The organism is Autumnicola tepida, from assembly GCF_031846485.1.
Taxonomy (GTDB): Bacteria; Bacteroidota; Bacteroidia; order Flavobacteriales; family Flavobacteriaceae; genus Autumnicola; species Autumnicola tepida.
The window spans coordinates 301,263-316,386 of record NZ_JAVRHQ010000001.1; the positions used below are offsets into that span (position 1 = coordinate 301,263).

Annotated in this window: 16 protein-coding genes; 8 read left to right on the forward strand and 8 right to left on the reverse strand. The window is 42.7% G+C overall.

What is annotated here, in order from left to right:
• The first annotated feature begins 40 nt into the window (after positions 1-40).
• Positions 41-1,297 (forward strand): MgtC/SapB family protein, encoded by a 1,257-nt coding sequence (locus tag RM553_RS01485; protein WP_311533196.1) that lies wholly within the window; start codon positions 41-43, stop codon positions 1,295-1,297.
• 157 nt (positions 1,298-1,454) lie between these two features.
• Positions 1,455-2,309 carry an SDR family NAD(P)-dependent oxidoreductase gene (locus RM553_RS01490; RefSeq protein ID WP_311533198.1) on the forward strand — a complete coding sequence of 285 codons (855 nt, stop codon included), beginning with the start codon at positions 1,455-1,457 and terminating at the stop codon, positions 2,307-2,309.
• A 117-nt stretch (positions 2,310-2,426) separates the two neighbouring features.
• On the opposite strand, the gene RM553_RS01495 is transcribed toward RM553_RS01490, so the two are convergent.
• The gene (locus RM553_RS01495; protein WP_311533200.1) at positions 2,427-2,891 is read right to left on the reverse strand and encodes a hypothetical protein; all 465 of its coding nucleotides are present in this window, start codon (positions 2,889-2,891) and stop codon (positions 2,427-2,429) included.
• Positions 2,892-3,140: 249 nt separating this feature from the next.
• Between RM553_RS01495 and RM553_RS01500 the strand changes: the two genes are divergently transcribed.
• From RM553_RS01500 to RM553_RS01515, 4 genes are read left to right on the forward strand one after another with little or no spacing between them, the layout of a single operon-like run.
• Entirely contained in the window at positions 3,141-3,389 is a 249-nt protein-coding gene (locus RM553_RS01500; RefSeq protein WP_311533202.1) for a DUF7218 family protein, read from the forward strand.
• A gap of 8 nt (positions 3,390-3,397) precedes the next feature.
• A complete protein-coding gene (gene ku / locus RM553_RS01505) occupies positions 3,398-4,174 on the forward strand; it encodes a non-homologous end joining protein Ku (RefSeq protein WP_311533204.1) in 777 nt (258 codons plus the stop codon).
• A 3-nt stretch (positions 4,175-4,177) separates the two neighbouring features.
• On the forward strand, positions 4,178-6,601 hold the full coding sequence (gene ligD / locus RM553_RS01510; RefSeq protein WP_311533206.1) for a DNA ligase D: 2,424 nt from the start codon (positions 4,178-4,180) through the stop codon (positions 6,599-6,601).
• Positions 6,602-6,616: 15 nt separating this feature from the next.
• Complete coding sequence (locus RM553_RS01515) at positions 6,617-7,654, forward strand: App1 family protein phosphatidate phosphatase (protein WP_311533208.1); 1,038 nt, start codon at positions 6,617-6,619, stop codon at positions 7,652-7,654.
• 157 nt (positions 7,655-7,811) lie between these two features.
• Here RM553_RS01515 and RM553_RS01520 read toward each other — a convergent pair whose 3' ends face one another.
• On the reverse strand, positions 7,812-8,477 hold the full coding sequence (locus tag RM553_RS01520) for a sterol desaturase family protein (protein ID WP_311533210.1): 666 nt from the start codon (positions 8,475-8,477) through the stop codon (positions 7,812-7,814).
• 12 nt (positions 8,478-8,489) lie between these two features.
• Positions 8,490-9,104, reverse strand: coding sequence for a deoxynucleoside kinase (locus RM553_RS01525; RefSeq protein WP_311533212.1), 615 nt, complete (start codon positions 9,102-9,104; stop codon positions 8,490-8,492).
• Between the two features lie 210 nt (positions 9,105-9,314).
• Between RM553_RS01525 and RM553_RS01530 the strand changes: the two genes are divergently transcribed.
• The gene (locus RM553_RS01530) at positions 9,315-10,238 is read left to right on the forward strand and encodes a DUF302 domain-containing protein (protein WP_311533213.1); all 924 of its coding nucleotides are present in this window, start codon (positions 9,315-9,317) and stop codon (positions 10,236-10,238) included.
• 10 nt (positions 10,239-10,248) lie between these two features.
• On the opposite strand, the gene RM553_RS01535 is transcribed toward RM553_RS01530, so the two are convergent.
• From RM553_RS01535 to RM553_RS01555, 5 genes are all read right to left on the reverse strand, one after another.
• On the reverse strand, positions 10,249-10,857 hold the full coding sequence (locus tag RM553_RS01535) for a hypothetical protein (protein ID WP_311533215.1): 609 nt from the start codon (positions 10,855-10,857) through the stop codon (positions 10,249-10,251).
• Between the two features lie 109 nt (positions 10,858-10,966).
• A complete protein-coding gene (locus tag RM553_RS01540; protein WP_311533217.1) occupies positions 10,967-11,383 on the reverse strand; it encodes a DUF6122 family protein in 417 nt (138 codons plus the stop codon).
• A 12-nt stretch (positions 11,384-11,395) separates the two neighbouring features.
• A complete protein-coding gene (locus RM553_RS01545) occupies positions 11,396-11,725 on the reverse strand; it encodes a DUF202 domain-containing protein (protein ID WP_311533218.1) in 330 nt (109 codons plus the stop codon).
• 155 nt (positions 11,726-11,880) lie between these two features.
• Positions 11,881-13,632 (reverse strand): SLC13 family permease, encoded by a 1,752-nt coding sequence (locus RM553_RS01550; protein ID WP_311533219.1) that lies wholly within the window; start codon positions 13,630-13,632, stop codon positions 11,881-11,883.
• Positions 13,633-13,733: 101 nt separating this feature from the next.
• Positions 13,734-14,519 (reverse strand): SDR family oxidoreductase, encoded by a 786-nt coding sequence (locus RM553_RS01555; protein ID WP_311533220.1) that lies wholly within the window; start codon positions 14,517-14,519, stop codon positions 13,734-13,736.
• 115 nt (positions 14,520-14,634) lie between these two features.
• Here RM553_RS01555 and RM553_RS01560 point away from each other — a divergent pair, with 115 nt between their 5' ends.
• Positions 14,635-15,096: a DUF4440 domain-containing protein gene (locus RM553_RS01560; RefSeq protein WP_311533221.1), complete on the forward strand. Its 462-nt coding sequence runs from the start codon at positions 14,635-14,637 to the stop codon at positions 15,094-15,096.
• The last annotated feature ends 28 nt before the right edge of the window (positions 15,097-15,124 follow it).

Sequence of the window (15,124 nt, forward strand, 5' to 3'; positions counted from 1 at the left end):
GATATCCTGCAGTGCCGGGATTGATTATTTTAAGGCTCATATGAACTATGACGATTTAACTACTTTAGGAATTGCCTTAGGATTGGGAATGCTTGTAGGCTTGCAGCGCGAGCATTCCAACCAGGCCATCGCAGGGGTGCGCACTTTTAGCATCATCTCTATTTTTGGTGCTGTGGCGGGCTTTCTTACCCGCGATATGCAAAATGAATTTATACTGCCCGCCCTGGGAATATCCCTTGTGGCCCTGGTATATACCGGCGGAAGAAGTAAAGAAGATCAAAAGGATCCCGGCAAAACAACTGAAGTCGCCATTTTGCTGATGTTTGCCATTGGCGCCTACCTGGTGTTGGGAAACCGGGTGCTCGGTGTGGTGGCAGGCGGATTGCTAACCATGCTGCTTTATGCCAAATCCCACCTTCACAATTTTATAGATAAACTTAAAGATTCCGATGTTTCTGCAATTATGACCCTCGCGGGAATTTCCCTTATTATTCTGCCAATCCTACCAGACCAGACTTACGGCCCGTATGATGTTCTCAACCCTCATAACATCTGGTTAATGGTGGTTTTTATTGTTGGCCTTAGCGTTGTGGGATACTTTATCTACAAATTTGTGGGTAAAGATTCCGGCGTGATTTCCAATGGGATCCTGGGCGGACTCATAAGCAGCACCGCCACAACGGTAAGCTTTGCACGAAAACAAAAACAGGCGCCAGATATTGCCCGGGTAGCGGTATTCGTGATTACCACAGCCTCGGCAATTGCCCTGGCCAGGGTTTTAATCGAGATATCTGTAGTTGCGCCTGCAGAATTGCCAAAACTGGCTATGCCCATCGCTTTTAATTTCGTGGTAATGTGCCTTATGTGCGTATGGCTTTTCTATACAATTAAAAAAGACAAAGACGCAGGAGAATTGCCCGAGCCCGAAAATCCGGCGCAATTTAAAGCTGCCCTCGTCTTTGGGCTGTTATATGGGCTCATCCTGCTGCTGGTGGCATTCGCCAAGGAACAATTCGGGAACCAGGGGCTTTATATTGTGGCGATAATTAGCGGACTTACAGATGTAGATGCCATTACGCTTTCTATGTCTAAAATGATAAAAGGAGGAGGGGTATCCACCAGTCTGGGATGGAAGCTCATTTTGCTGGCCTCTTTGGCCAACCTCCTCTTTAAAGGAATTATGGCTATGGTTATTGGGACGGGCAAAATTGTAAAATGGCTTGCCCTTACCTTCGGGATCTCGATAGCAGTTGGGTTGCTAACCATTTTCCTCTGGCCGGAAAACTGGCATTTCTAAATCTTCTTTTCCGTTTTTCTGCGGAAAACATTTTAAAGGTTAAAACCACATTAAAGCATGCTAAACTTATTATAATCATGTTCTTACCTGCTTTTTTGCAAATATGATGTTGTAATTTCAAATGAAATTATTAACCAATTAAAAAAACATACATATTATGGGAAGATTGCAGGGAAAGACCGCTATAATAACCGGAGGTGCCACAGGAATAGGAGAGGCCATAGCGAAAAAATTCAGCCGGGAAGGCGCAAAAGTTCTCATTATTGGTCTTCCGGACAATCCGGTAGATCAGGTGGTGGAAGAAATCAACAATAATGAAGGGGAAGCAATAGGCTTTTCAAAAGATATTTCTTCCGAAGAAAATGTAAAGGAAGCCATTAAAACGCTTATTGATAAATGGCAAAAACTGGATATCCTTATCAATAATGCCGGGGTTTTTCCTGAAGCGAATACGGCAGATGAATTTTCTGTGGATGCTTTTGATAACCTTGTAAAGAATAATATTCGTACGACTTTCCTGTTCACCAAGCACGCATTGCCGGAACTGCAAAAAACGAAGGGCTGTATAGTCGCTGCAGGTTCTGAGGCAGGTTTGCTGGGAATCCCGCAGGTGGCCGTGTATGGCGGCACAAAAGGTTTTGTGCACTCCTTTATAAAAGGAATCGCCGGAGAGCAGGCCAAAAATGGCGTGCGGGCAAATGTTGTGGCTCCCGGGGCTGTAGATACCGCCTGGACGCATAAGGAACAGGGGCCAATGGACGAGCAAATGGAAGAGATGATGGTAAATGCCACTCCCATGGGCCGCCGTGGAACAGTGGAAGAAATTGCCAATGTGTACTGCTTCCTTGCTTCAGATGAGGCTTCGTTTGTTACCGGCTCTATTTACTCGGTAGATGGGGGAATTACCATTTCAAAAGGTGCCATGGGCAAACAGGTGCCAGATGAATTGCGTGATAAAAAAGTAGGCCTGGATGTGCAACATTCCAGGGAAGGCGCTACTGAAAAGAAATAAAAATGAATTTCTTCTGAAGAAAGTTTTTCCTTTTCCGAAGTTTTGTGGCGGAATGGGAAAAGCTTTTCTTTTTAGAAGTTGATTGGATAGTATTCAGTAATGAACTGGAAAAAATTCTTATACAGGATATTTGTTGGCTCCCATAATGTTCATTTCAAGCAGCATTTCTTTTATCTTATGGCGATGGCACATCAAAGTTTCCCGAATCCTGCCATCATTGATTTTTGAAAGGCAGGAAATATAATTATCTAATGTGTTCTTCTCTGTTACCAGGCAGTTCTGAAGATCGTCTTTTGTTGGCAGGTAAAATGGAGGTAGTGTGGAACGGGTTTTTTTAGGACTTTTAAAGTCGGGAATGTTGCTTTTGCCAATTTCATATACCTGTTTTTGGAGTTCTTTTATAAGCTTCTCCATTTCCCGAAGACACTGTTCCTTTTGTTTTGATAATCTGAAAAAGAAATTTTTAAGCATCAGCTTCTTATTCCGCATCCCGGCATTTTGATACAACATGAGGCTTTCGAAGTTTTTACTCCGAAGCTCCTCAAGCAATTCAATCGTTAATATTTTCCGCTTTAAATTCATTTTTAATAAAAAACATCTATATAAATTTAATAATTCATAATATCAGATTTTTGATTTATGAGACTTTTAACTTTAATTTAGTTATGCTGAAGAAGAAATTATAATTAACAGTAATAGTCATTCAAAAAGTTGTGAATCAACCTGGCTTGTTATGAAGTTAAATCAGCGTTAATCAACAGCGATAACTAATATAAATTCTTCATTTATTGTAGCTTTAAGAGACAATCCAATAACTTAAATATTTCTGTTATGGCTAAAAATCATGGACCACAGATCAAGAATGATAAGCAATATGAGGAATTGCGCGATAAAGGTATGAGCAAAAGCAAAGCTGCCCGTATTGCTAACGATCCCAACTCCGGCAAAAAAGGAGGCAAGGCAGATAAATATGAAGAAAGGACGAAAGAAGATCTTTATGAAGAAGCCAAAAAAGTGGGCATAGAAGGCAGAAGTGACATGAGCAAGAAAGAATTAATCAACGCTTTGCGCAATCATTAGTAGAGAAAATGAGATCTATTTGGAACGGCTCTATCAGTTTTGGCCTGGTTTCTATTCCGGTAAAGTTATATTCTGGTTCAGAAGAGCGAAAGCTGGACCTGGATATGCTGGACAGGCATGACCATTCCCGCATCAGGTATAAAAGGGTAAATGAAGCTACGGGCAAGGAAGTGGAATGGAAAGATATTGTAAAAGGCTTTAAAAAGGAGGAGGGTTATGTGGTGCTGGAAAAGGAAGATTTTGAAAGCGCCAACCTTAAAAAAAGCAAAACCATAGATATTGAAGAGTTTATCGATGAAGAAGAAGTTGCAGACGTGCTCTTTAAAAAACCGTATTTCCTGGAGCCGCAAAAGGAAGGGGGAAAATCTTACAACCTGCTGCGGGATGCTTTAAAAAAAACCGAAAAATTGGGCGTGGCGACATTTGTGATGCGCCAGAAGGAGCACCTTAGCCTGGTTGGGGTATATAAAGATGCTTTGGTTTTACACGTTATTCGCTTTGCAGATGAAATCAGGGACCCGTCAGACCTGAAATTACCTGATACGAAGATTAAAAAAAAGGAAGTAGATATGGCTATTTCCCTTATTGAGCAGTATACCAGTGAGTTTAGTTTTGAAAAATTCAAGGATGTGTATAACGATCAGCTCCTGAAGATTATTGAATCCAAATCTGCAGGAAAAACTGTGCAGCCTGAAGAATTTGAAAGCAAACCCACCCCTGCCAAAGATCTTATGTCTCAGTTAAAAGCCAGTCTCGAGAAAAAGAAAAAAGGCAAGGCGTCTTAAGATATGAGTCTTGAAGATTATATACGAAAACGGGATTTCTCTAAAACTCCCGAGCCTGGTGGCGAAATAAGCAATGAAAACCGCGGCCGGTTTGTAATTCAGCGGCATAAAGCTACAAGGCTACATTACGATTTACGCCTTGAAATGGATGGGGTTCTTAAAAGCTGGGCGGTTCCCAAAGGCCCTTCCATGAATCCTTCCGATAAGCGCCTGGCCATTCAAACAGAAGACCATCCAATTAAATATCTTAATTTTCACGGTACCATTCCCAAAGGAAATTATGGCGCGGGGGAAATGAGCATTTGGGATGAAGGCGAATATGTTTCCGCAGAAGCTGCAGGAAATAAAGACCTCCTGGAACAGCTTGAAAAGGGCAACCTGAAAATCAAATTTTCGGGAAAGAGGGTAAAGGGAGAATTTGCATTGGTGCATACCCGCCGCGGCGAAGGCAACCAATGGCTGCTCATTAAAAAAAAAGATGATTTTTCTACAGATCTTGTTTATGATGCCGAGGTGTATGCCCCTTCCGAAGAAAAAAAGAAGCCCAAAATAAGAAAATTAAACCCTGAAGATCCCGTACGGCCAATGCTGGCCACTGCCACAAAAGAAATTTTTAATGATCCCGGATGGATATATGAGCTTAAATGGGACGGCTACCGTCTAATCGCAAATATCGATAACGGCAATGTGAGGATCCATTCCCGCAACGGGATTTCATATAATTCAAAATTTCCTAACCTGGTAAAGGACCTGGAACAAATACAGCAGGACGTGATTTTAGATGGAGAGGTGGTGGTTCTTGACAAAAACGGTGTTCCGCTCTTCCAGGAATTGCAGAATTATGATAGCAGCACCAAAGGCGCTTTACGGTTTTATGTTTTTGATATGCTCTATCTTAATGGACACAGCATGCTGGAACTGCCGCTTTTGGAGAGGAAAAGCCTTATTCCAGACGTACTGGAAGAAACCAGCCTTAGCCTCTACTGCGACCATATGGAAGGCATGGGCAGTGCTTTTTACAAAAAGGCCGTAGATGCGGGTATGGAAGGCGTAATCGCGAAAAAGGCAGATTCTACTTATGCGCCGGGATACAGGACAGAGCACTGGCTGAAGATTAAAGCTATGGAAAGCCAGGAAGCTATTATTTGCGGATATACAGAATCTGACAAGGACAGCTCTGTTTTCAGGTCCCTGATCCTGGGGATGCTCGAAAATAACAAATTGAAGTATATAGGAAACTGCGGTACCGGCTTTTCCCATGCTGAACAGAAAGAGCTGTTGGCGCAGATGAAAACACTGGAAACTGAAGAAAACCCGTTTGAAAAAAAGATAAATCTCAAAGGGCGTAAACCGGTATGGGTGAGGCCAGAGCTTATATGCGAAATCAAATTTTCTGAATGGACCAAAAGCGGCAATATGAGGCACCCTTCATATAAAGGCCTGCGGCAGGACAAGAATATTACCGAGGTGCATAAAGAAGAAAAAACGGCCACTCCCGGCGAAGCTTCAGAAACAGAAGTGGGTGCCAATCAGCTGGAAATTGGAGGAATACCGGTATCTTTTACAAACCTTGAAAAGATATACTGGCCGGAAAGTGGTTTCAGGAAATATGACCTTGTAGACTATTATTTGCAGGTTTCTGAATATATGATGCCGTACCTAAAGGACCGGCCTCAAAATTTGCACCGGCATCCCAACGGGATTCATCATACCGGGTTTTACCAAAAAGACAATGAAGGACTGCTGGCAGACTGGGTGGAAACGGTAAAAATTTATTCTAAGCACAATAACCGTGATATTGAATACATGCTTTGCCAGAATGAAGCTACTCTGCTCTATATGGCAAATTTGGGATGTATAGAAATTAACCCCTGGAATTCCAGGGTGGGGAATCTTGAAAACCCCGATTATACGGTAATTGATATAGACCCGACCGATAAGAATACTTTTGAAGAGGTGATTGAAGTGGCACAGGCGGTAAAGGAAGTACTGGATAAAGCTAAGATCGAAGGCTTTTGCAAAACTTCCGGTTCCAGCGGGATGCACATTTACATTCCATTAGACGGGGAGTATAGCTACGAAGAGGCCCGGGATTTTACAAAATTACTGTGCTATTTTGTTCAGGAGAAAACTGGCAAATTAACCAGTATGGAGCGGGCGGTAAAAAGCAGGAAAGGCAAAATTTATCTTGATTTTCTACAGAACAGGAAAGGGCAAACCCTGGCTGCACCCTATTGCGCACGGCCTAAGAAAGGGGCAACGGTGTCGGCGCCGCTGCGGTGGGAAGAAGTGAGGAAAGGCTTGAAAATATCAGATTTTAATATTAAAAATATGCCGGAGAGGATAGAAAAGGAGGGGGACCTTTTTACAGGTGTCCTGGGGAAGGGGATAGATATGGGAGAAGTCCTGGAAAGGCTTAACACTTAAAAAGGAGTATACTTAATGCTGAAACGTTTAAAAAAACTGCTGGGAAGGTACAGGAATTACGACCAGGTTTTGCTGGTGCCTTACCGCAGCTACGGTACTTATTCAAGATTATATGTAAAAGGCCGGGCGCTGGATAATGAACCGCTAAATATTGTGCAGGAGCAATCTACCTTCAGGACTATAAAGAATACCTGGAAGCAGTTTGACAGTTTTGAAATCCCCGATGCCAAAATTGAACTGGTTTTGCCGGGAAAGGTAAAATTATCTGCTAAAACCAATTCTGAAGGCTATTTTTTATTTGATAAAACCCTGGAGAATAACCTGGCTGAACATTCTTCCAATGAAGGATGGATCCCTTACCAGCTGCATTACCGGGAAAAACTGGATCCCGGAACAGAGCTCTTGGAAGGCCATTTCCAGGGCGAATTTCTGGTGCCACCGGTAGACGCCGAGTTTGGGGTGATAAGCGATATTGATGACACCATTTTGCATACCGGTGTAACTTCCTTCCTGAAATGGCGCCTGCTGAAAAATTCCCTGCTCACCAACGCTTATAAAAGAATTCCGTTAAAAGGCGCTCCCGCTTTGTACCAAAAGCTGCAGGCCGGCAAGAGCGGGAAGAACAGGAATCCCATGTTTTACCTTAGCAACAGCCCCTGGAATTTATATGAATACCTTAAGCTTTTTCTCGATCACAACAATTTTCCTAAAGGTGCTATCCTGCTAAGGGATTTCCGCAGCCCTTTTGACGCTGCAACAAAACCGGAAAAACCCCATAAGCAAAAAGAGATCACCAACATTTTAAAAGCTTATCCAGACCTTAAATTTATCCTGATTGGCGACAGCGGCGAGCATGACGCCTCCATTTATACTGAAATCGCCGCGCAGTATTCAGACAGAATCCTGGCTATTTACCTAAGGAGCGTAAAGCACGAAGGAAGAATGGAAAAGGTACGAAGCCTTATCGATAATTTTGATTCCACTCCCGTATTACTGGCAGATTCTTCAGAAGAAGCGCTAAAACATGCGCGTGAAAACGGGTTTATTCAGTAAGCTGTTTATTTGATGAGCCTGAAAAAGACTTCTCTGAACAAATACAGCAGTACCAGGAAAAAGTTATAGCTGTAAATGAGCAGCTTCCAGAAAAAATTTTACCCTGAAGTACAGCTTCAGGGTTAAATTTTAATTTTTTATAGTTCGTTTTAATTTGCTAATCATCAATACTTGTTCCCACAGATGCTCTTTTAGCCATTGGGGATTTACGGGGCATCGTCCTGAAAATATGGTCCCACAGCGCCGAAGATACTCCGAATGCCCGGTCTGGTTCACGATAGTGGTGAATGCTATGGTGATGCCACAGGGTTTTCAAGAAGTTATTGGGCACTTTAAAGGCGTGTACCGAATAATGTACCGCCAGGTAGGCCGCGTAGCCTATAAGAAATCCTGCCAGGAACCCGAACACATAGTCGCCAAGTACTGCCCTGTAAATAATAAAAAGCACGGTGGCGATAATCAGGCTTAACAGCGGTGGCATAGCCAGCCTGGATTTATCCTTCGGGTAATCATGGTGAACCCCGTGCATGGTATATGAAATTTTCTTTTTCCGTTCACTGGTGGCCGGGATGTGGTACAAATACCTGTGCATGATGTATTCCACAAAAGTGAAAAAGAACAATCCTGCGGCAAAAAGAAGTATCATCATAGGTGCTTCAAAACCTTTTTCGATAATTCCGTAGTAAATAAGAGCGGCCGCGATTACCGAGAAAATGATAAGCGGCAATGAAATATGGGTATGGGTTAGTTTTTCAAGAATAGGGTTATCAAACAATTTGGGCGAACCTTTATGCCTGGGCCTTTTTAATTTTGTAGATTCCATAACTGCAATTTTTTAAAATAATCCGTGTAATTCTCCATCAATCCTGTTAATAATATCTCCTAGGTCTTCAGGATTTTCTACGAAGTTAATATTATCAACGTCAATTATCAACAAATTGCCCTTATTATAATCATGCACCCAGGCCTCATAACGCTCATTAAGCCTGCTAAGGTAATCTATGGAAATTGAATTTTCGTAGTCCCTGCCGCGCTTCTGGATTTGGGCAACCAGGTTGGGAATACTGCTTCTTAGGTAAATAAGCAGGTCCGGCCCCTGCACCACGCTTTCCATAAGATCGAAAAGCGATTTGTAATTCTCAAAATCCCTGTTGGGCATCAATCCCATCGCGTGCAGGTTTGGAGCAAAAATGTGCGCATCCTCATAAATGGTCCTGTCCTGAATAATGTCTCTGCCGCTTTCCCTAATCTGGAGGATTTGCCTGAACCTGCTGTTTAAAAAATAAATCTGCAGGTTAAAAGACCATCGTTCCATCTTGTTATAAAAATCTTCCAGGTACGGGTTTTCCAGAACATCTTCAAACTGCGGTTCCCATTTGTAATGTTTGGCAAGTAATTTAGTAAGGGTTGTTTTTCCCGCTCCAATGTTTCCGGCGATGGCTACATGCATAAAGTAAAATTTAGGGTGGTTTAGTGCTGCTGCGATTAAAACAGCGGGGCAAAGATAATAGTTTTGAAATAAATTATTCCTTTTTCACTTAGCTCACAAGGCTTCCTTTTTTTAAAATTATTTAGTGCTTTTCCCGGGGCATAAAATTTGGTATAAAATTTTTACCGCCTGCGGGATAAGGATTAAATTACCGCCGCAAACCTGTCTTCAATGAAAAAATTTTTTCTTCTTTTACTTTTAGTGATAAATATTTCCTGTACCGATGACGATCCGGGGGATGTGCTTTATTCTTCGGAAGTAGTTAAAGTTACGGGCGCGAGATATTCTGCCAGTAATGTAGACTTCAATAATACCTATTCCGCATTTATGGCTGCTGTAAATGAAGAAGACAGCCTGGAAATTTTTCTTGAAATCAATCATGCCGCTAACGCCATTGCCCTGGGACGGGTGCTCAATCCAAGCCGGTTGTTGTTCTTTGGAAGCCCGGGGATGATGATTCCCCTGCTACAGGAAAATCAGTTGGCCGGCCTGGACCTGCCGCAACGAATGCTGTTCTACCAGAATGTGAATTCTGAAGTTTTCGCGGTTTACAACACTGTCCCGTATCTCTCTTCCCGCTACGGCTTAGAGCAGGCAGAACCCCTTCAACATACAGCGGTACTGCTTAAAAACCTTGCCAATGCCGCCACGCGGGCTGAGGTACGCACTGCGGCCGACCTTCTTGTGGAACAGGGGCAGGGGATTATTAGCAAGAAAAGTACACAGGCTTTCGATGCAACCTATTCCGCTGTAAGGAGAAAGTTAGGTGCTTATGAAAATGTGACTATTTTAACCGAAATAAATTTTCAGGATTATTCCCCGGTTCAGGAAAGTGAAAATATTTTAAGGCCTACAAAGCTGGTAATATTTGGGATGCCACAGCTGGGTACACCTTTAATGCAGGATTCGCCGACTCTGGCTCTGGACGTACCACAAAAGATATTGGTGTGGGAAGATGAAGAGGGCATAACAAACATTTCTTATAACGATCCCGCGTTTTTGGCAGATCGCCACAATTTGCCGGCTACCGCTCCCGAAATAGAACAAATAGCCGCTGTGCTCGATGAGGTTTCCAGCGTGAATACCACTAATTAAAGCAGCGACACTATGAGCACCTGAAAATTTTGCTGAGGCAAAATTTACTCTTCTTTTCTGAAGAGGTGCTTTCTGCCCTACGCATTCCATCGTAAACCGCGCCTGCTGCAAAAGCATAAACAGAATGGTGAAGAACATCTATGGCAATTTGCCCCGCCGGCCATTTATTGATGGGTTTGCTGCCTGCAACTGTTGGCAGCATTACCTGCGCGGTACCCCAGATAGCCCCAAAATGAGCGGCACTGGCAATTGGGCCGCGCAGCCCTGCCACATCTAAAGCTCCACGGAACACACCCCACCCGGTCCCATAACCAAAATGCATGATTTGGGAGAATTTTTCTTTATTCTGCGCTACCTGCTGCTGTACTTTTTCTGAAGCTTTATCCTCTTGGGAATTTGCTTTCTCTTTTTCTTCTACCGCTTTTTTACGGGGTTCCACGCCCAGCGTTTTACCGCCCACGATAACGGGTGCATTGCTCATATTTCTCTTAGTGATCTGCATCTCGATCATTTGCGATATTGTAATGGCCACGGTGCCTGCAAAGCCCGCGATAAGGCTTTTGCCCAAAACGCCCCCTGCATTTGCCAGAACCGAAAAAACTTTTGAATCACTCTTCATCTGCTATAATTTAAAATTCCTCCTTATTAATTTTTCCTGCGGAATATGCCGTTACAGGAAATACATTTCTCTAAAAGTTAGGAAATTATCCTGAAATGGGGATGAAAGATCAGATACTTTGGAAAATGTTTAACAGCTGGTTATTTAAGGATAATTGCTGAACCCATTTGAAGATTTCAGAAGAATAATAACATTCCCCGCATTTGGAGAACGTCCAGAGGCAGTGGGTAAAATCGGTAAACATATGGAATAGCAATCCGATGAAAATTAATTTCAGCAGTTGGTTTTTTGCAAATAATACACCCAGTAGATAAAGTATAATCGCCGGTGCTGTATGCATTGGATGGTATCCAATGCCGCAACGTTCTGCATCAAAAACCGGATTGGCAAAAACATGGTCTAAATCCACGAGCATCGTCGCGATTAAGATCATCCAGTTATTTTTCCAGTTTTCTTTATCGTATAGATAAGCAATTGCCCCTATGGCAATAAAATGAAGAAAATAATGGGTAAAAGCCTGCAACATTTATCTTAACGCCTATTCACGCTCTGCTTCTTCTTTTTCCCGTCTTTCAGGTTTAAGAAGTTTATTGAGTTTTCTTTCCAGCGCAATATAACGCGAAATACCCACGGTTATAAACACCACGCAAATAAAGAGGGAGAGGTAACCAAGCCATTTTACGTGCTCATATTCTTTTATTTGCAAAAGCGCCAGCCCGCCAATAAGCAGGTAAAGCGATGCCCTAATGTAAGACAGGACGGTACGTTCGTTTGCCAGTTTTGTGCGTTCCAGGGCAAGATGTTCCCTTATCAGCTTTTCATCAATAATCCTGGTTTTAAAAGGGTTGTGTAATCTTACTTTTCTCATGCCAAAAATGATAATTCAATAGAAGGAGGTAGGTGGCACTGCGGTAAATTCTTCAGCATATCACAGTCCGCTACCTGCAAAGAAAGGTACTTAGAAAAAATTAGTTTTCCAGAAGCCCGGCTGAATTTTGTAATTATAAACGATTCATTATAACTTTATAATGGCCAGATTATGGGCACCAGCAGCAAGATAATTAGAAGCAATATAATGGTTAGGGGAACTCCTGCCTTTATAAAATCAATAAACCGGTACCGCCCTGGGCCATAAACCAGAATGCAGGAAGGTTCAAATGGGGTAATAAGGGAGACAGAGGCCCCGAGCATGATGGCGATGGCGAAGGTTCGCGGATCGGTATTTAAAATCTGAGCAGCTTCTATGGCCACAGGAAGCACCACAAGGGCGGCAGCGGCGTTAGACATAGGCTGGGTAAGCAGGATCACCAAAATCACAAATCCCGCCAGAACATAACGCACCCCAAAATCTCCCAGCAGGGCGATAATGTTTACGGCCAGGAATTCTGAAGCCCCGGAATTGTGCATGGCAGTGCCAAAAGCGCTCATGCCACCTATTAGAATTAGCAGTTTCCAGTTCATGATCTCGTATGCGCGCTCTACGCTTATAGCGCCTACCACAACAGTTAACAGTGCCGCGGTAAGAAAGGCAATAGACAGGGGCACCAGCTGAAAAGATGCGACAGCTATGGCAACAATAAAAGCCAGGGCAGAAAATATTCCCTTACGCTCTTTGAACATATTAACCTTAAAATCGCCCATTACCGAAAAATCTACCGAATGTTTCATGGCTTCTATAGATTCTTCGGTGCCCTGTACCAGCAGCACATCTCCAATCCTGAATTTTAAGCTGCCTATCTTTTGCGAGACCGTGCTTCCAAACCGGTGAATGCCAAGAACCACCAGGTCGTAATTCTGCCTGAACCTTATCTCCTTCAGCGATTTATCCACAAGAATGGAGCCGGGGGTCACCAGCACCTCCATAAGCCTTACCTTGTCGCTTTGGATGTCGGTAGCAATTGTATCGGCAAGCACTTCCAGTCCTACAGCCTCTTTTACTTTAATGAGGTCTTCCATTTTGCACTCCACCAGCAAAATATCATTCAGTTCGAGTCTTGTGAAGCGGTTTGGGATTAATTCATCTTTGCTCCTAATGATTTTTATTATTCTTACATCCCATTTTGCCAGTTCAGACTGAAAAGCAAGTTCTCCAATCAGGTCTGAATTTTCCCTGATTACAATTTCTGAAAGATATTCCTTGATCTTATATTCTTCAGCATAACTTCCTTCTTTATGGTCCGGAAGGATTTTTTTCCAGAAGAGCAGGATAAAAGTAATCCCGGTAATACAGAGGATGATTCCTATTCCGAAGATTTCAAAAAAATGGAGAGCTTCCATGCCCACACTGGCAATATAGCCGCTCACAGCAACATTAGTTGAGGTGCCAATAAGTGTACAGGTGCCCCCAAGAATAGAAGAATAGGCCACAGGAATAAGAACTTTTGAGGGGCTAATGTTGAGCTTCCTGCAGATGCCCACCACCGGCCCTGTTACAAGAGCGGTGACTGTGGTGTTGTTCATAAATGCTGAAAAGGCTCCCGTGATAAACATGGTATAGGCAATAAACAAAGTATTGCTTTTGCTACGTTTTACAAGGGTCGCACCAAGTTTATCCAGGAGGCCGGTTTCAGATAAGGCACCGGAAATTACAAATACTGAAGCCAGGATAATCATAAAATCACTGCTGAAACCTTCAAAAGCTTCAGCCGGAGTTAAAATTCCGCTAAGGCTTAATATCACGAGCAATCCGATAGTGACTACATCAACAGAAAATTTTTCTGTGGCGAAAAGAATTATGGCCGCAATCAACAACCCGATCACTAAAGCTATTTCCATAATTCCTGTTTTTTAAGGAAACTAAAGATAGATAAAATAAGGGCACATTTTAATGCTGAATTCACCGCTGATGTTATTTTTGCGGCTTCTTTATTTCAAAACTACATCCCTTTCAACGCTCCTCCATCTATGGGGATTTGTGTTCCACTGATGTATGCGGCTTTATCGGAGGCCAAAAAGCTTACCAGATAACCATATTCTTCAGGATTGCCTATACGGCGTACGGGTACTTTAGCTTCCATTTCTTTCCGGATCTCAGCCTGGTCAACACCCCGTTCTTTGGCTTTTTTTGCGTTCAGGTTCACAAGGCGCTGTGTATCAAAATAGCCGGTAAGTACACTGTTTACGGTAATTTGATCTGGCCCCACTTCCCTTGAAAGGCTTTTGGCCCAGGTTACCAGGGCCGCCCGCAGGGTATTTGAGAGTACCAGGTCTGGCTTGGGCTCTTTTACTGAAACGGAGGCTACATTTATAACCCGCCCCCACTGCTGTTTGCGCATATGTTTTAAAGCCAGTTCTGTTGTAAAAACATTCACCTTAAATAAGAGATCAAAAGCCTGCTGATAATCTTCAATCTCCTTTTCCAGCGCTGTTCCCGCCGAAGGCCCCTGGGTATTGTTAACCAGTATATCCACAGTGTTTTTTTCGAAATAGGCTGTAATCTGCTGTTTATAATCCTCAAAATCATTAAAATCGGCTACCAGAACTTGGTGTTTCTGCCCTTGACCTGTCGGAAAAGCCTCAACAATGGCTTTCAGTTTATCTTCACTATGGGACATAACCGTTGCGCTGGCGCCGCTTTCGGCAAGCTGTTGTGCAATGGCTTTGCCAATCCCGTCACTGCCGCCGCCCACGAGGGCATTTTTCCTGGAAAGGTTAATATGCATAATTTACTGTTTTAGAATTGAAGTTTTTTAGTTTTTCAATCTTAAAGTTAAAAAAAGGAAGCCTTGGAACAGCCTGAAATACCATTCTTTTTATACCTTCGGATAAATACTACAGATGAAGAAAATTTTACAAATTTCACTGCTACTTTTCTTAATTCTGCCGGTATCAGCACAAAATTCTATAGAAGAAGATAAAAGGCAGACAAGGAATCTAATTGCCAATTCCTTTGATGATATTTTTTCCGATATGGATACGGCAAAACTTTCAAAATACTATACTGCTGATTTTCTGCTTCTGGAAAACGGGGAAATCTGGGATATCGACACGATCAAAAATTACATGAAAAATGCCAGGGCACAGGGGCTGCTGCCAGAAAGGATAAATTCGTTGGATTTTATAGAAATTAAAATTCAGGATAAGATGGCCTGGGTAGCTTATTATAACAATGCTGTTTTTAAAATGGATAATGAAATCAGAAACGAAATGAACTGGCTGGAAAGCGCCACCGCCATTCTTACTCCAGATGGATGGAAGCTGCAAATGCTCCATTCCACAATCCTGCAGCATGAACACTAATAAAAAAGAGCATTAGTTTTTTAAAATA